Source organism: Candidatus Fukatsuia anoeciicola (genome assembly GCF_964059965.1).
Classification (GTDB): Bacteria; Pseudomonadota; Gammaproteobacteria; order Enterobacterales; family Enterobacteriaceae; genus Fukatsuia; species Fukatsuia anoeciicola.
Genome location: NZ_OZ060923.1, coordinates 282,137 through 301,159 on the forward strand (window position 1 = coordinate 282,137; position 19,023 = coordinate 301,159).

Here is a 19,023-nt window from a genome sequence, read left to right on the forward strand (position 1 = left end):
TTATCTAGTTATTGGTGATAGTAAAGGATGCTTAAATTAGCTAAACAAAGAAGATATGATTTACTAATGTAATAGCAGATAGATAATGGGTTTAGTATTCTTAGTATACTATTCATTATTAGTAATAAATTAATTACATAAAGCAAAAATAATATATTTTACGTACTGCTTATATCTATAATTAAAAGATCATGGATTCCTAATAATATTTACCTTGTGAAAATTATAAGGCTTCAATAAATGATACCTATCATAGCACTAGTTGGGCGTCCTAACGTAGGAAAATCTACATTATTTAATCGTTTAACGCACACTCATGATGCATTAGTTGCTGACTTTCCAGGATTAACACGTGATCGTAAATATGGTCGTGCTAAATTAAAAGGTCATACGTTTATTGTTGTTGATACAGGTGGTATTGATGACACAAAAGAGGATATTAGGACACAAATAGCAGGGCAATCTTTATTAGCAATTAAAGAGGCTGATATAATATTTTTTATAGTGGATGGCCGCTCGGGATTAATACCTGCAGATAAAAGTATTGCTCAACATTTACGTAGTCAAAAAAAAGATATTTATTTACTTGTTAATAAAATTGATGGTATTGATTCTAATAGCGCTATAGCTGATTTTTACTCATTAGGTCTAGGTGAGATTCATTCAATTACAGCTTCTCATGGACATGGTATTATCCAGTTAATAGAAAAAGTTATGGTAACATTTATTGCTACTAAAAAATCTAAATCAATTTTAACTAAAGAACAATTTAATACCTTTCATTGGCTTCAACAAAAAAAACAATATGATAAAAAAAAGTTAGAAAATAATTTTAATCTACATGATTTACCAATTAAATTAGCTATTGTTGGGCGTCCTAACGTGGGGAAATCGACACTTACTAACTGTATTTTAGGTGAGAAAAGAGTGTTAGTATATGATATTCCAGGAACTACACGTGACAGTATTTATATTCCAATGCTTCGTGGTAAGCATAAATATATTCTTATTGATACTGCTGGTATACGTAAGCGCGGTAAAATTAAAGAAGCTATTGAAAAATTTTCAATGCTTAAAACATTAAAAGCGATTGAGGATTCTAATGTTGTACTATTAATTATTGATGCTCATGATGGTGTTTCTGATCAGGATCTATCTTTGTTGAGCTTTATCTTTAATAGTGGTCGCTCATTAGTAATTCTAGTAAATAAATGGGATAGTATAAAATTAGAAGATCGCAATAAAATAAAAGAGATGTTTAATCTACGTTTTGGTTTTATCAATTTTATTCGTATTCATTTTATCTCTGCTATACAGGGGAGTGGTATTAATAGTTTCTTTATTTCAGTGCAGGAAGCTTATAACTGTTCAACTAAAAAAATAAACTCTTCGTTACTAACTAGAATTATGCGTATGGCAAAAGAAGAACATCAGCCACCAATAATTCGTGGTCGTCGTGTAAAACTTAAATATGCCCATGCTGGGGGGCATAATCCTCCTATTGTAGTGATTCACGGTAATAAAGTGGCAGAATTAACTGATACATATAAACGTTATTTAATGAACTATTTTCGTCGTTCATTAAAAGTAATGGGAACGCCAATCCGCCTTCAATTTAAAGAAGGCAACAATCCTTTTATAGATAAACATAATAAATTAAAACCAAATCAAATATACGAGCATAAACGCTCACGATCTTTTTTAAAGAAAAATAGCTTATTTAAATAAATTTTTTATGATATCCGTTTATGTAATTTTATTTTTTTACTCAACCACTATATAATCGAGTAATTAATTTATTATCTATTTGTACCTATTAAATTATTTTCAATTCTTTACCTATTATGGTTTGTATTGTATTGCAACTAAGTGGTAAAATGATTAACAATTAATAGTTCCTAGTTAAAAATAACGATATAGCTAATTTTGTAAGACTTGTTTCAAATAACGCAATTAGCAATATTTATTGTTAACAACTATAACTATTCTTAGCAAGAATAGTTATAGTATACATAACTATTATCAATTTATAAGTATAATAGTAAAAGAGTTTTTAACTAAGAATTTGTAACTTAGTTTATAGTTTAGTGAATAGGTTTTATTAACTACTATTATAATTATAAATATTATTCTTATTTATAAGAATAATATAGTAAATTACTACTAATATTATAGTAAATAATGACCTATCATCACTTATTTATTTTTAATAAATTAGTAATAAAATCAATAATAGTATATTAATTTTATAATTAAAAGTGTTAATTATCATAATATAAATATTAAAAATAACATGATAGCTAGTACTGTCTATTTGTAATTAAAATTTAATAAATTTTTAAGAAAAATTATTTTTGTTACTTATAATAAATAGGTATATTCTATTAATTAATTGACTATTTTAATTATCCTAATAATTTATTCTAGTATATTAGAGTCTTCTTTAAGAATAGAATTATTATGTAGATAATAAAATATTTTAATATTTTAATATTATAAAGTAATATTACTAACGAAAGAATAGTACTAACTAAAAAATAAAACTAAGTTAACCATAGTTTTATTTTTTAGTTAGATATTTATTTAACTAAACTAAATAAATATTATTTAAGTTATTTAAATTATGTTATAGTATACTCTTGTATGTACTCTATATATTTTTGATAATTAATTTATATCTTGTCTAGGTTAAATAACTAGTAGATATTTTAGCAAATACCTACTAGTTATTTTATAATCTAATAATATTTAGATGATTACATTACAGAATATAGCATAATATATTTATGCATAACTATCTTTTAAAAAAATGTTAGTTATCAGAAGATAACTATAAGAAAGTATTAATATTTAGATAAATTTAGTCTATTTAAATTCCTAACATTGACTGTATAATTTTATCAAAGTAACTACTAAAAATTAAAGATATAAAAATTAAAGAATTTTAAATAAGTACTCTATACTTATTTATCATGTAAAATATTAGAATAATTAAATTAAATAATCATAATATTATATATGATTATTTAATAAATATTTAGAATATATTTCTGAATATAAAACTACTATTTTCTAGTAAAGTAATATAAAATATTCTAATTTTTTATCATTTAAGTTTTAAAAAACATAAAATTATTATAAAAATATAAACTGTATAAAAGTATTAATTAACTTAATAAATTACTATTTAATAAATATTTATAAATTTTATAGGTAAAAAATTTATAAAATAATTTTTTTTATTGTATAGTATCTTTATTCTGCTTAGAATATATTATACTTAATGCCGGTATAGCTCAATCGGTAGAGCAACTGACTTGTAATCAGTAGGTCCCGAGTTCGATTCTTGGTACCGGCACCATTCAGATTTTAAATGTAGGTGGGTTTCCCGAGCGGCCAAAGGGAGCAGACTGTAAATCTGCCGTCATAGACTTCGAAGGTTCGAATCCTTCTCCCACCACCAAATTTAATTTTTCTACTAAGTACTTGCGGGCATCGTATAATGGTTATTACCTCAGCCTTCCAAGCTGATGATGTGGGTTCAATTCCCACTGCCCGCTCCAAGATTATATTATGTTTTTTAGCAAAAAAGACATATTTTATATACCTATACACCAATCTAGTGTCGTTTCTCTTAATTTTCCATAACTATTTTATGTTTACGGATAAATTAAAGATGACTGATCTGTTTTTATAAATGTGATATAATCACAAAATTATTACTTTAGGATTTGTTTGATTTAAAATAATAGGTTAGTTTATGAGTGTAAATACAAAAGCTCAAAGTAGCCATAGTGGTATAGAAACTTTTAAATGGTCTATTGTTGTCATATTATTAATTGTAGCCGTTATAGGTAATTACTATTACCGTGATGTTACTTTGATGTTACGTGCGTTAGTAGTACTAGTGATCATTATAATTGCCGGTGCTATAGTATTAATAACAGCAAAAGGAAAGGCCACTATTACCTTTGCTCGTGAAGCACATACTGAAATACGTAAAGTAATTTGGCCTACTCGACAGGAAACAATGCAAACTACCCTAGTTGTTGCTGCAGTAACTACTATAATGTCGCTCATACTTTGGGGGCTTGATAGTATCCTTGTTCGTCTGGTATCGTTTATTACTAGTCTGAGGTTTTAAAAAATGTCCGAAGCACCTAGAAAACGCTGGTACGTTGTTCAAACGTTTGTCGGCCATGAAAAACGTGTAGCAGTAGCATTACGTGAACATATAAAATTACACAACTTAGAGGGGCTTTTTGGTGAAATAATAGTGCCAGCAGAAGTAGTTGTTGAGGTACGCCCAGGTGGGCAGCGCGTTAAAAGTGAGAATAAGCTTTTTCCTGGTTATGTACTTGTGCATATGCAAATGAATGATGCTAGTTGGCATTTAGTAAGGAGTGTACCTCGAGTACAAGGGTTTATCGGTGGCACTTCTGATCATCCTGCTCCTATCAGTGACAAAGAATATGAAAACATAATGTGTCGTCTAGAACAAATAGGTGATAAACCAAGACCAAAAATATTATTTACACCAGGTGAATCAGTTCGCGTTAATGATGGTCCTTTTGCTGATTTTAGTGGTATTGTTGAAGAAGTTGAATATGATAAAAGTCGTCTTAAAGTATCTGTTTCTATCTTTGGTCGATCTACTCCAGTTGAATTATATTTTAATCAAGTTGAAAAAAGTTAATTTTCTACTATATATTGTGTCTCAGTATTGCTACTAACGTGAAACTAAAATAGAATTCTGCGCTTTCATTTCTGTTATTTAGCTTTCACTTTCTATAGTGAAGAATATATAAAATATCTTACTTTTTGATCATAATAAGTAAAATAAGATAGTACAAGGAAAGCCTTAAATAAATAAGGCATTATTTACCCAAATTAAGGAATGGTAAATGGCTAAAAAAGTACAAGCCCATGTTAAATTACAAGTAGCGGCAGGCTCAGCAAATCCAAGCCCGCCAGTAGGGCCAGCTTTGGGGCAGCAAGGCGTTAACATTATAGAGTTTTGTAAAACATTTAATGCTAGAACTGAAAGTATTGAAAAGGGTTTGCCTATTCCTGTTATTATTACTGTATATTCTGATCGCTCTTTTACATTTATAACTAAAACTCCACCAGCTGCAGTTTTACTAAAAAAAGCAGCAGGTATCAAGTCCGGTTCTAGTAAGCCAAACTTAGAAAAAGTAGGTAAGGTAACTAATGCTCAGATTCTTGAAATCGCACAGACTAAAGCTATGGATATGACAGGTGCTAATATTAATGCTATGGTGCGTTCTATTGAAGGTACAGTTCGTTCTATGGGCTTAGTAATAGAGGGGTAATGAAATGACTAAGCTAACTAAAAGAATGCAAATAATACGTAATAAAGTTAGCGTTACTAAAAACTATAGTATTGATGAAGCTTTTGCTCTACTTAAAGAATTAGCTATTGCTAAATTTATAGAAAGTATAGACGTTGCTATTAATCTTGGTATTGATACGCGTAAATCTGATCAAAACATTCGTGGTGCCACTGTTCTACCACATAGTACTGGTCGTTCAATACGTGTTGCTGTATTTGCTCAAGGTGCTACTGCTAAAGCTGCTAAAGATGTGGGTGCTGAACTAGTAGGAATGGATGACTTAGCTAATAAAATTAAAGAAGGTGAGATAAACTTTGATATAGTCATTGCTTCTCCTGATACAATGCATATTGTTGGTCAATTAGGACAAATTTTAGGTCCACGCGGTCTGATGCCTAACCCTAAAGTTGGTACCATAACGTCTAACGTTGTAGAAGCAGTAAAAAACGCTAAAGCAGGTCAAGTTCATTATCGTAATGATAAACATGGAATTATCCATGCTACTATTGGTAAGGCTAATTTTGATACTGCTGCATTAAAAGAAAATTTAGAATCTTTAATTTTAGCACTAAAAAAATCTAAACCTATCACAACAAAGGGTATTTATATTAAAAAAATTAGTTTATCTACTACTATGGGTGCAGGTATTAGTATTAATCAAAGCGATCTAGTTATTTTGTAATAACACATGATTATTAAGTTATTTAATTATTAAATTATGTAGTTTAAAGCTTATTTATATAAGCTTCTACTTAAAATTATAGGTGTATTATAAAATACCTAATTCCTTTATAGATAGTGGAATATTCTTAAACTTATTTACTAAATTCTACTTGCCATATTTAGATAACCTCGCTGTCTTAAATGTATTAAGGCGTTAAGATTATGCGAGTATAAGGGGATATCTCCATTAATCCCGTTAATCTAGGAGTAAAAGCTAATGGCATTAAATCTTCATAAAAAAGAGAAGATCGTTGCTAAAATTAGGGAAGTAGCCAAAAAGGCACTTTCTGTAGTTATTGCTGATTCATGTGGTGTTACCGTAGACAAAATGACTATTCTACGTAAAGCAGGTCGTGAAGCTGGCGTATATATGCATGTTGTTCGCAATACCTTAATGCGACGCGCTGTTTTAGATACTTCATTTGAGTGCTTAAAAGATACTTTTGTTGGTCCAACCTTAATTGCATTTTCCTTTAAACATCCAGGTGCTGCTGCTCGTTTATTTCAAGAGTTCGCTAAAGAAAATGCAAAGTTTAAAGTTAAAGCTGCATCTTTTGAAGGCGAGTTAATCCTAGCTGCACAGATTAATCGTTTAGCAACTTTACTAACTTATGAAGAAGCAATTTCACGTCTGATGGCAACCATGAAAGAAGCCTCTGCAGGCAAATTAGTTCGTATTTTGGCTGCATTATGTATTCAGAAAGAAACGGTTTGATTGCTTCTTTTCTGTGCTACTTTTTAATGTATAAATTATTTCTGTATTTTAGGAACACTTATTATGTCTATGAGTAAAGAACAAATTTTGGATGCAATTGCGGAACTAAAAGTAATAGAAATTGTTGAATTGATTTCTGCTATGGAAGAAAAATTTGGTGTTTCAGCTACTCCTGTGATAGCTAACTCTACGGGACCTATTGAAGTAGCAGAAGAAAAAACTGAATTTGATGTTATTATGACCTCTTTTGGAGCGAACAAAATTGCAGTTATTAAAGCAGTACGCGCTGCAATTGGCTTAGGTTTAAAAGAAGCAAAAGATATGGTAGACGCTGCTCCAATAACAGTAAAGGAAGCTATTGATAAAAAAGAGGCTGAAGAATTAAAAAAACATCTTGAAAAAGCAGGTGCTACAGTTGAACTTAAATAAGCTAATTTTAGTTTATAATCTAATTTGATAGCTGATAGCTAGTAATTTTTTATCGTCAGCCTTTTACGCTATTAAGACCGAGTAAAGTTACATGTTGTTCGTATTCTAGTTGTGCTAATATTTTTTATTAATAACTTAATATACTATGTTTTAACTACAATCACTAAGATAAATTAAGTAAGGTTTTTAACTACAATCACTAAGATAAATTAAGTAAGTAATATGATAAAATAATTTAAGAATAGCAGACAAAAGTATGAAAAAATGTTTCATTACTGCAGCCATAATGGATAATTGAGAAAATTGATTAAAATCAATAGTATTAAATTAATTATCTTTGAACAACGTTCTTAAGATAGAATGGGTCATAAGATCAGCGAGCTAAGGAACCCTATGGTTTATTCCTATACCGAGAAAAAACGTATTCGTAAAGATTTTGGTAAACGTCCACAAGTACTGGATATACCTTATCTCCTTTCTATCCAGCTTAATTCATTTCAGAAATTTATTGAGCGGGATCTGACAGGACAACACGGTCTAGAAGCAGCATTCCGTTCTGTATTTCCAATTAAAAGTTATAATGGTAATTCAGAATTACAATATGTCGGCTACCATCTTGGTGAGCCAGTCTTTGATGTTAAAGAATGTCAAGTTCGTAGCATAACCTATTCGGCACCTCTAAGAGTTAAATTACGTTTAATTATTTATGAGCGTGAAGCATCTGAAAGTACAGTTAAAAATATTAAAGAACAAGAAGTTTATATGGGTGACATCCCATTAATGACTGAAAATGGTACCTTTGTAATTAATGGTATTGAGCGAGTTATTGTATCCCAACTCCATCGCAGTCCTGGTGTATTTTTTGATAGCGATAAGGGAAAAACTCATTCATCGGGAAAAGTACTATATAATGCACGAATTATTCCTTATCGCGGTTCATGGTTAGATTTTGAATTTGATCCTAAAGATAATTTATTTGTTCGCATTGATCGACGCCGTAAATTACCGGCAACTATTATGTTACGTGCATTGAATTATACTACATCAATGATCTTGGATCTCTTTTTTGAAAAGGTTTCATTTCAAATTTGTGATAACAATTTACAAATGGAATTAATACCAGAACGTTTACGTGGTGAAACAGCTTCTTTTGATATTGAGGCTAATGGTAAGGTTTATATTGAAAAGAATCGTCGTATCACCGCACGTCATATCCGTAATCTTGAAAAAGATAAAATTAATTCTATTAACGTACCAGCTGAATATATTACCGGTAAAATAGTAGCAAAAGATTATGTTAATTTAAATACTGGCGAAATGATCTGTTTTGCTAATATGGAGTTATCAACAGATTTACTGATAAAACTAAGTAAAGCAGGTTACAAACACATCGAAACACTATTTACTAATGATTTAGATTATGGTGCTTATATTTCTGAGACCCTACGTGTTGACCAAACTAGTGATCGCTTAAGTGCCTTAGTTGAAGTATACCGAATGATGCGTCCTGGTGAGCCACCTACGCGTGAAGCGGCAGAAAATTTATTTGAAAATCTTTTCTTTTCTGCAGATCGTTATGATCTATCAGCGGTTGGCCGTATGAAATTTAATCGTTCACTTGCGCGTCCTCAGATTGAAGGTTTAGGTATCTTAAGTAAAGAAGATATCATTGACGTGATGAAAAAACTTATTGATATTCGTAATGGTAAAGGTGAAGTTGATGATATTGACCATTTAGGTAACCGTCGCATTCGTTCTGTGGGTGAAATGGCTGAAAATCAGTTTCGTATCGGTTTAGTTCGGGTAGAACGTGCAGTTAAAGAACGTCTTTCCTTAGGGGATCTTGATACATTAATGCCACAGGATATGATTAATGCCAAGCCTATTTCAGCAGCAGTAAAAGAATTTTTTGGCTCTAGCCAACTTTCTCAATTTATGGATCAAAATAATCCACTGTCTGAGATCACACATAAACGTCGTATTTCTGCATTAGGACCAGGTGGTCTTACTCGTGAACGTGCTGGTTTTGAAGTACGAGATGTACACCCAACTCATTATGGTCGTGTCTGCCCAGTTGAAACACCAGAAGGCCCAAATATTGGTTTAATTAATTCTCTATCAGTATATGCAAGAACTAACGAATATGGTTTTCTAGAAACACCTTATCGTTGTGTAGGTATCTACATAGGGGAATATAAAGGTATTAAGAATACTGTACGTTTACGTGATAATAATCTTGTTAATTTAAATGATAATGAAGCTGCTGGTCTAGAAATTGGTGATATTGTAATAACAAATAAAATTAGCTATCTATCTGCAATTGAAGAAGGTAATTTTGTTATTGCTCAGGCTAATTCTAATTTAGATAAAAAAAATTGTTTTATAGAAGATTTAATTACTTGTAGAAGTAAAGATGAATCTAGTTTATTTAGCCGAGAACAAGTTGATTACATGGATGTTTCTACTCAACAGATAGTATCTGTTGGTGCTTCATTAATTCCTTTTTTAGAACATGATGATGCTAATCGCGCCTTAATGGGAGCAAATATGCAACGCCAAGCAGTTCCAACTATACGTGCTGATAAACCGTTAGTAGGCACAGGTATGGAGCGTGCAGTAGCAGTTGATTCGGGGGTAACTTCGGTAGCGAAACGTGGTGGTGTTGTACAGTATGTTGATGCATCACGTATTGTTATTAAAGTTAACGAAGATGAAACACTTCCAGGTGAAGCAGGTATTGATATTTATAACTTAACTAAATATACCCGTTCCAACCAAAATACCTGCATTAACCAAATACCTTGTATTAGTTTAGCCGAACCTATTGAGCGTGGTGACGTACTAGCGGATGGTCCTTCTACTGATCTTGGTGAGTTAGCATTGGGACAGAATATGCGTGTTGCTTTTATGCCTTGGAATGGTTATAACTTTGAAGATTCTATTTTAGTTTCTGAACGCGTTGTGCAAGAAGATCGTTTTACTACTATCCATATTCAAGAGTTAGCTTGTGTATCCCGTGATACTAAATTAGGACCTGAAGAAATTACTGCTGACATTCCAAATGTAGGCGAAGCTGCCCTTTCTAAATTAGATGAGTCTGGAATTGTATATATTGGTGCTGAAGTTACTGGCGGTGATATTTTAGTTGGTAAAGTAACACCGAAAGGTGAAACTCAGTTAACACCAGAAGAAAAATTATTACGTGCTATTTTCGGTGAAAAAGCATCTGATGTGAAGGATTCTTCTTTAAGGGTACCAAATAGTGTTTCTGGTACAGTTATTGATGTGCAGGTCTTTACGCGTGACGGTGTAGAAAAAGATAAACGTGCATTAGAAATTGAGGAAATGCAACTTAAACAAGCAAAAAAAGACCTAACAGAAGAATTGCAAATCCTCGAAACTGGTTTATTTGCTCGTATCCACACGGTACTAGTTGCTAGTGGAATAGAGATTAGTAAATTTAATAAATTACCACGTGAGCATTTGTTAAAACTTAGCTTAGACGATGAAGATAAACAAAATGAACTAGAGCAGTTAGCTAAACAGTATGATGAAATAAAATTTGATTTTGAAAGGAAATTAGATGGCAAACGGTGTAAAATTACTCAAGGTGATGATCTTGCACCCGGCGTATTAAAAATTATTAAGGTTTATTTAGCAGTTAAGCGTCAAATACAGTTAGGTGATAAAATGGCAGGTCGCCATGGTAATAAAGGAGTTATTTCTAAGATTAACCCAGCTGAAGATATGCCTTATGATGAAAATGGTACACCAATTGATATCGTACTTAACCCACTTGGCGTGCCCTCACGCATGAATATTGGTCAAATTTTAGAAACGCATTTAGGTATGGCTGCGAAAGGTATCGGTGAAAAGATTAATTTTATGCTTAAAACACATGCAAAAGTAGCTAATTTACGTGAATTTATTCAAAAAGCTTATGATCTTGGTAATCATGTGTGTCAAAAAATTGATCTTAGTACTTTTTCTGATAATGAAATATTACGTTTAGCTGATAATCTTAAAAACGGTTTACCCATTGCTTCACCAGTTTTCGACGGTGCAACTGAAAAAGAGATAAAAGCATTACTAAAATTAGGTGATCTACCAGCTTCAGGTCAGATTACTTTATATGATGGCTGTACAGGTGAAAAATTTGAAAGAAAGGTTACCGTTGGCTATATGTATATGCTTAAACTAAACCATTTAGTTGATGATAAAATGCACGCACGTTCTACTGGTTCTTATAGTCTAGTTACTCAGCAACCGCTAGGTGGTAAAGCTCAGTTTGGTGGTCAACGTTTCGGTGAAATGGAAGTGTGGGCATTAGAAGCTTATGGTGCTGCGTATACATTGCGTGAAATGCTTACTGTTAAGTCTGATGATGTCAATGGCCGAACTAAGATGTATAAAAATATCGTAGATGGTGACTATCGTATGGAGCCAGGTATGCCGGAGTCTTTCAACGTATTATTGAAAGAAATTCGCTCACTGGGTATTAATATTGAGTTGGAAGAAGAATAATTTTTCTCCAAGACGATAAACTTTTTAGAGCCAGGAGAGTTTATCAGTATTTACATTGGTCACAGGGTTATTTAAACATAGGTTTGAGTAGCCAACAGATCTAACTCAGACAGGAGCAAATTCCGTGAAAGACTTATTAAAGTTTTTAAAAGCACAAGCTAAAACTGAAGAATTTGATGCCATTAAGATTTCCTTAGCATCACCAGATATGATTCATTCATGGTCATTTGGTGAGGTTAAAAAACCTGAAACTATTAATTATCGTACATTTAAACCAGAACGTGATGGCCTTTTCTGTGCCCGTATTTTTGGTCCCGTAAAAGATTACGAGTGTCTTTGTGGTAAATATAAACGTTTAAAACACCGTGGTGTTATTTGTGAAAAATGTGGTGTTGAAGTAACCCAAACTAAAGTGCGTCGGGAACGCATGGGACATATTGAATTAGCTTCTCCTACTGCGCATATTTGGTTCTTGAAATCGTTACCATCACGTATTGGTTTATTACTTGATATGCCACTGCGTGATATTGAGCGTGTACTCTATTTTGAGTCTTATGTTGTTGTTGAAAGCGGAATGACAAATTTAGAACACCGTCAAATATTAACTGAAGAACAGTATCTTGATGCGCTAGAAGAATTTGGTGATGAATTTGATGCAAAGATGGGCGCTGAAGCAATCCAGAATCTATTAAAAAATATAAAACTAGAAGCAGAATGTGATAAACTTTATAAAGAACTTGACGAAACTAATTCTGAGACTAAACGTAAAAAACTAACTAAACGTGTTAAGCTATTAGAAGCATTTATTCAGTCAGGTAATAAGCCAGAATGGATGATACTAACTGTATTACCAGTATTGCCTCCTGATTTACGTCCATTAGTGCCTTTAGATGGAGGTCGTTTTGCAACCTCTGATTTAAATGATTTGTATCGTCGTGTAATTAACCGTAATAACCGCCTAAAACGTCTATTAGATCTTGCAGCACCTGATATTATTGTGCGTAATGAAAAACGGATGTTACAAGAAGCAATCGATGCTTTACTAGATAATGGCCGTCGTGGTCGTGCTATTTCTGGATCAAATAAACGTCCGCTTAAATCTTTAGCTGATATGATTAAAGGTAAACAAGGTCGTTTCCGACAAAACTTATTAGGTAAACGTGTTGATTATTCCGGTCGCTCAGTTATAACGGTAGGACCACGTCTGCATCTACATCAGTGTGGTTTACCAAAAAAAATGGCGCTTGAATTATTTAAACCTTTTATTTATAGCAAGTTAGAATTACGTGGTTTAGCGACAACAATCAAAGCAGCAAAAAAGATGGTGGAACGTGAAGAAGCTGTAGTATGGGATATTTTAGATGAAGTTATTCGTGAACATCCCGTGCTATTAAATCGAGCACCTACACTACATCGTTTAGGAATCCAGGCATTTGAACCAGTTCTAATTGAGGGTAAAGCTATTCAATTGCATCCATTAGTATGTGCTGCTTATAATGCCGATTTTGATGGCGACCAGATGGCTGTACATGTGCCATTAACATTAGAAGCTCAATTAGAAGCCCGTGCACTAATGATGTCAACCAATAATATACTATCACCAGCGAATGGAGAACCAATCATTGTTCCTTCGCAAGATGTTGTTTTAGGGTTATATTATATAACCCGTGACTGTGTTAATGCCAAAGGTGAAGGTATGTTACTTACAGGACCAAAAGAAGCAGAACGCGTATATCGTATGGGAATAGCTTCATTACATGCAAGGGTAAAAGTCCGTATTTCTGAAGAGGTACGTAATACAGAAGGTAAAATTTTTAACCAAACTAGTATTGTTAACACAACTATTGGTCGTGCTATTTTATGGATGATTGTTCCGAAAGGTTTGCCATATTCCATCGTTAACCAGCCTTTAGGTAAAAAGGCTATTTCTAAAATGTTAAATACTTGCTATCGTATTATGGGATTAAAATCAACAGTTATTTTTGCTGACCAAATTATGTATACTGGTTTTACTTATGCTGCACGTTCAGGTGCTTCAGTTGGTATCGATGATATGGTTATTCCACAGAAAAAAGAAGAAATTATCAAAGAAGCAGAAACTGAGGTTGCTGAAATCCAAGAACAATTCCAGTCAGGCCTTGTCACTGCTGGAGAACGTTACAATAAAGTTATTGATATTTGGGCAGCAGCTAATGAACGCGTAGCTAAGGCGATGATGGAAAATTTATCAGTAGAAAAAGCCTATAATCGCTATGGTAAATGGGAAACACAAGTTTCATTTAATAGTATTTTTATGATGGCAGATTCAGGTGCTCGTGGTTCTGCAGCGCAAATACGTCAGTTAGCTGGTATGCGTGGTTTAATGGCTAAACCTGATGGCTCTATAATTGAAACACCTATTACTGCTAATTTCCGTGAAGGTTTAAATGTACTGCAATACTTTATTTCAACTCATGGTGCACGTAAAGGTTTAGCGGATACTGCATTAAAAACAGCAAACTCTGGCTATCTAACTCGTCGTTTAGTTGATGTAGCACAGGATTTAGTAGTAACAGAAGATGATTGTGGTACTCATGATGGTATTGTAATGATACCAATAATTGAAGGGGGTGATGTTAAAGAACCATTACGTGAACGTGTATTAGGTCGTGTTATTGCAGAAGAAATCTTTAAGCCAGGTACGAATAATATTCTTATGCCACGTAACACTTTATTAAACGAAAAATGGTGTGATTTATTAGAAGAAAGTTCAGTTGATAGTATTAAGGTGCGTTCTGTAGTAAGTTGCGAAACTGACTTTGGTGTTTGTGCTAATTGTTATGGTCGTGATCTAGCACGTGGTCACCTTATTAATAAAGGGGAGGCGGTAGGCGTTATTGCTGCGCAATCTATCGGTGAACCTGGTACTCAGCTTACCATGCGTACCTTTCATATTGGCGGTGCTGCATCACGTGCTGCAGCAGAATCAAGTATTCAAGTTAAGAGTAAAGGTAAGATCAAACTTAATAACGTTAAATGTATTACTAACAGTATGGGTAAATTAGTTATTATTTCACGTAACACTGAGCTTAAAATAATTGATGAATTTGGTCGTACTAAGGAAAGCTATAAAATTCCTTATGGTGCAGTAATGAATAAAAATGATGGATCAGAAGTTGATGGTGGTGAAATAATCACTAACTGGGATCCACATACTATGCCAGTAATTACTGAAGTTAATGGTTTTATTCGTTTCATTGATATGATTGACGGGCAAACCATTACTCGTCAGACTGATGATCTAACTGGTTTATCTTCTCTTGTAATACTAGATAGTGCAGAGCGTACTAGTAGCGGTAAAGACCAACGCCCAGCATTGAAAATTATTGATGCTAACGGTTTAGATGTCTTTATTCCAGGCACGGATATTCCTGCACAATATTTTTTACCTGGTAAGGCTATTGTTCAGTTAGAAGATGGCATTCAGATTAGTGCGGGAGATACTTTAGCGAGAATTCCACAAGAATCTGGTGGTACTAAAGATATTACTGGTGGTTTACCGCGGGTTGCTGATTTATTTGAAGCACGTCGTCCAAAAGAGCCTGCTATTTTAGCTGAAATTAGTGGAATTATCTCGTTTGGTAAGGAAACTAAAGGAAAACGTCGTCTAGTAATCTCACCTCTAGATGGTAGTGATAGTTATGAAGAGATGATTCCTAAATGGCGCCAACTTAACGTATTTGAAGGTGAAGCAGTAGAATGTGGTGATGTTATTTCTGATGGTCCAGAATCACCACACGATATCTTACGCTTACGTGGTGTACAAGCAGTAACGCGTTACATTACTAATGAAGTACAGGAAGTATACCGTCTCCAAGGTGTTAAGATTAATGATAAGCATATTGAAGTTATTGTTCGTCAGATGCTACGTAAAGGAACTATTATCAATACTGGAGAAACAACCTTCCTAGAAGGAGAACAGGTAGAGATATCACGTATTAAAATCGCTAACCGTCAATTAGCAAATAAAAGCAAGCTTAAAGCAACTTATACTCGTGATTTATTAGGCATTACTAAGTCCTCCTTAGCAACAGAATCCTTTATTTCTGCGGCTTCATTCCAGGAAACTACGAGGGTACTAACTGAATCAGCAGTAGCAAGTAAGCGCGATGAATTACGTGGTTTAAAAGAAAATGTGATTGTAGGTCGATTAATTCCAGCTGGTACTGGTTATGCTTATCATCAAGAGCGTATGCGCAACCGTTTACAAGGAGAAAAATCGCTTTTACAGCCAGTAAGTGAAGATGAAGCAACAGCAAATTTTGCTGAATTACTTAATGCAGGTTTAACTAACAAACAAGAATAGATATTTTTAAGTAAATTTTTTATAATAATTACAATAAAAAAGATAATTAATAATAAAATTTTTAATAACATTAAAACCCTGTTTTTTGTTTAAAAAAATCTTATTTTTCTATAGTAGAAAATAAAAAATATTTCATGTAGAATTATTTTCTACTATTAGTTAATAATCATAAATTATATAAACTATTTATAAAATAGTAACATTAACGTATTATTACTTATTTTATATTAATAAAAGTAATTACTTTATATGATATTTATCATTACTTTTTAAGAAATTCATTGCTTTATAACTTAATATTTTATGAAAATACTATCTAATATTATAGTTATAACTAATTTATATATAATAAAAACTATGTTATTTGTATCTTTTAATCTACTGTATTAAATATATTAGTAGTTCAGTAATTTTTGATAAATCAACTAATAAGATAAAGAATTTTTTATTATTTTAAAACTTAAAAATAGAAAAGCAGGTTATGTAAAGGAGTTACTAAGTTAGTATTAGAATAAAATTTGTTAATAAACTAAGGAAATAGTTGATAAAGATTTGCTAATATAGGTATTTAGTGCTAATTTAATAGTATTAGTAGGATATAAATAGTAAATAGTCTTACTAGAAAAATTAGTTTAAGAGGGAAACTAACATACACAGATCAGACAAAACTTTTAGATAAGAGAAATTAAAAAAGTAAAATGCGCTAATTAGCAGCGTATAAATTATTTTATTAAAAACTTTATCATTATATTAAATGAAAAGTAAAAGAATTTTATCATTATATTAAAAAATTCTTTTTAAATTAATGGTTGCAGACTGAGATAAATTCTCTATAATATACCTTTACTAACATAGTAGTAATTTAATAAATCTTTTATAGTAGCTCTTTAATAATTTATCAGACAATCTGTGTGGGCACCAGTAATATACTATCGCTTAGTTTTGAAAGATACTAAGTAAAAGTAAGAATAAAGTGCTAAAGATATAAATATATCTATAGTTATTTTGTTTGTATGTTTTTGATGCAAAATAATTAAGATAAATTTTTTATATTAAAACACAAAATATTAAATAAAATTGAAGAGTTTGATCATGGCTCAGATTGAACGCTGGCGGCAGGCCTAACACATGCAAGTCGAGCGGCATCGGAAAAATAGCTTGCTATTTTTGCCGGCGAGCGGCGGACGGGTGAGTAATATCTGGGGATCTGCCTGATGGAGGGGGATAACTATTGGAAACGATAGCTAATACCGCATGATGTTATAAAACCAAAGCGGGGGATCTTCGGACCTCGCGCCATTAGATGAACCCAGATGGGATTAGCTAGTAGGAGAGGTAATGGCTCCCCTAGGCAACGATCCCTAGCTGGTCTGAGAGGATAACCAGCCACACTGGAACTGAGAGACGGTCCAGACTCCTACGGGAGGCAGCAGTGGGGAATATTGCACAATGGGCGAAAGCCTGATGCAGCCATGCCGCGTGTGTGAAGAAGGCCTTCGGGTTGTAAAGCACTTTCAGCGAGGAGGAATGAATCAATACGAAGAATATTGTTAATAGACGTTACTCGCAGAAGAAGCACCGGCTAACTCCGTGCCAGCAGCCGCGGTAATACGGAGGGTGCGAGCGTTAATCGGAATTACTGGGCGTAAAGGGCATGTAGGCGGTTTCTTAAGTCAGATGTGAAATCCCTGAGCTTAACTTAGGAACGGCATTTGAAACTGAGAGCCTAGAGTCTTATAGAGGGGAGTAGAATTCCAGGTGTAGCGGTGAAATGCGTAGATATCTGGAGGAATACCAGTGGCGAAGGCGGCTCCCTGGATAAAGACTGACGCTGAGGTGCGAAAGCGTGGGTAGCAAACAGGATTAGATACCCTGGTAGTCCACGCTGTAAACGATGTCGATTTGTAGGTTGTAGTTATAAACTGTGACTTACGGAGCAAACGCGTTAAATCGACCGCCTGGGGAGTACGGCCGCAAGGTTAAAACTCAAATGAATTGACGGGGGCCCGCACAAGCGGTGGAGCATGTGGTTTAATTCGATGCAACGCGAAGAACCTTACCTACTCTTGACATCCAGAGTAGTTAGCAGAGATGTTGACGTGCCCTTTGGGTAACTTTGAGACAGGTGCTGCATGGCTGTCGTCAGCTCGTGTTGTGAAATGTTGGGTTAAGTCCCGCAACGAGCGCAACCCTTATCTTTTGTTGCCAGCACGTAAAGGTGGGAACTCAAAAGAAACTGCCAGTTATAAACTGGAGGAAGGTGGGGATGACGTCAAGTCATCATGGCCCTTACGAGTAGGGCTACACACGTGCTACAATGGCGTATACAAAGAGAAGCAAGCCTGTGAGGGTAAGCGGATCTCATAAAGTACGTCGTAGTCCGGATTGGAGTCTGCAACTCGACTCCATGAAGTCGGAATCGCTAGTAATCGTAGATCAGAATGCTACGGTGAATACGTTCCCGGGCCTTGTACACACCGCCCGTCACACCATGGGAGTGTTTTGCAAAAGAAGTAGGTAGCTTAACCTTTAGGATGGCGCTTACCACTTTGTGAACCATGACTGGGGTGAAGTCGTAACAAGGTAACTGTAGGGGAACCTGCGGTTGGATTACCTCCTTATCTAAAGATAAGTATTTATCTGGTGTCCACACAAATTGTCTGATAAAAATTATTTCATTTTTATATACTAAATATTTCCGTCCCCTTCGTCTAGGGGTCTAGGACATCGCCCTTTCACGGCGATAACAGGGGTTCAAATCCCCTAGGGGACGCCATATTACATAAAACAATATTAACTAGATAAAAATCTTTTAAACAGACTAAAAATATATTTTATATTATTCCTATTTAATGATCTAGATAAAGCAAAAAGATATAGACCCGAGAAACCCGGTGATCTAGCCATAAGCAGGTTGAAGATAGGTTAACGTC

The 19,023-nt window shown here is 33.6% G+C and carries 9 protein-coding genes, 4 tRNA genes, 1 rRNA gene and 1 other annotated feature (1 of these 15 running past the window's edge); all 14 genes read left to right on the forward strand.

Translation table 11 applies throughout. The features are described from left to right. Nucleotides 1-240 precede the first annotated feature (240 nt). The 14 genes from der (at nt 241) to AB4W73_RS01055 (ending at nt 18,866) form a co-directional block, all read left to right on the forward strand. Nucleotides 241-1,728: a ribosome biogenesis GTPase Der gene (gene der, locus AB4W73_RS00990; RefSeq protein WP_367680594.1), complete on the forward strand. Its 1,488-nt coding sequence runs from the start codon at nt 241-243 to the stop codon at nt 1,726-1,728. A gap of 1,557 nt (nt 1,729-3,285) precedes the next feature. After that, nucleotides 3,286-3,361 (forward strand) — tRNA-Thr (locus AB4W73_RS00995). Between the two features lie 17 nt (nt 3,362-3,378). Continuing rightward, nucleotides 3,379-3,463, forward strand: a tRNA-Tyr gene (locus AB4W73_RS01000). Between the two features lie 25 nt (nt 3,464-3,488). Continuing rightward, nucleotides 3,489-3,563: transfer RNA gene (locus AB4W73_RS01005), tRNA-Gly, on the forward strand. A 197-nt stretch (nt 3,564-3,760) separates the two neighbouring features. After that, the gene (gene secE, locus AB4W73_RS01010; RefSeq protein ID WP_367680595.1) at nt 3,761-4,144 is read left to right on the forward strand and encodes a preprotein translocase subunit SecE; all 384 of its coding nucleotides are present in this window, start codon (nt 3,761-3,763) and stop codon (nt 4,142-4,144) included. Between the two features lie 3 nt (nt 4,145-4,147). Further along, a complete protein-coding gene (gene nusG, locus AB4W73_RS01015; protein ID WP_367680596.1) occupies nt 4,148-4,696 on the forward strand; it encodes a transcription termination/antitermination protein NusG in 549 nt (182 codons plus the stop codon). 208 nt (nt 4,697-4,904) lie between these two features. After that, nucleotides 4,905-5,333, forward strand: a complete 429-nt coding sequence (gene rplK / locus AB4W73_RS01020) for a 50S ribosomal protein L11 (RefSeq protein WP_367680597.1) — start codon at nt 4,905-4,907, stop codon at nt 5,331-5,333. Between the two features lie 4 nt (nt 5,334-5,337). Beyond that, the gene (gene rplA / locus AB4W73_RS01025; RefSeq protein WP_367680598.1) at nt 5,338-6,036 is read left to right on the forward strand and encodes a 50S ribosomal protein L1; all 699 of its coding nucleotides are present in this window, start codon (nt 5,338-5,340) and stop codon (nt 6,034-6,036) included. Between the two features lie 258 nt (nt 6,037-6,294). Beyond that, the gene (gene rplJ, locus AB4W73_RS01030) at nt 6,295-6,792 is read left to right on the forward strand and encodes a 50S ribosomal protein L10 (RefSeq protein ID WP_367680599.1); all 498 of its coding nucleotides are present in this window, start codon (nt 6,295-6,297) and stop codon (nt 6,790-6,792) included. Between the two features lie 63 nt (nt 6,793-6,855). Further along, a complete protein-coding gene (rplL, locus tag AB4W73_RS01035; RefSeq protein ID WP_367680600.1) occupies nt 6,856-7,221 on the forward strand; it encodes a 50S ribosomal protein L7/L12 in 366 nt (121 codons plus the stop codon). A gap of 393 nt (nt 7,222-7,614) precedes the next feature. Continuing rightward, on the forward strand, nt 7,615-11,745 hold the full coding sequence (gene rpoB, locus AB4W73_RS01040; RefSeq protein ID WP_367680601.1) for a DNA-directed RNA polymerase subunit beta: 4,131 nt from the start codon (nt 7,615-7,617) through the stop codon (nt 11,743-11,745). 124 nt (nt 11,746-11,869) lie between these two features. Next, nucleotides 11,870-16,090, forward strand: coding sequence for a DNA-directed RNA polymerase subunit beta' (gene rpoC, locus AB4W73_RS01045; protein WP_367680602.1), 4,221 nt, complete (start codon nt 11,870-11,872; stop codon nt 16,088-16,090). Between the two features lie 1,074 nt (nt 16,091-17,164). Continuing rightward, a 16S ribosomal RNA gene (locus AB4W73_RS01050) occupies nt 17,165-18,711 on the forward strand. A gap of 79 nt (nt 18,712-18,790) precedes the next feature. Continuing rightward, nucleotides 18,791-18,866: transfer RNA gene (locus tag AB4W73_RS01055), tRNA-Glu, on the forward strand. Nucleotides 18,867-18,918: 52 nt separating this feature from the next. Beyond that, nucleotides 18,919-19,023, forward strand: a sequence feature (23S ribosomal RNA rRNA prediction is too short); it runs 543 nt beyond the window's last position.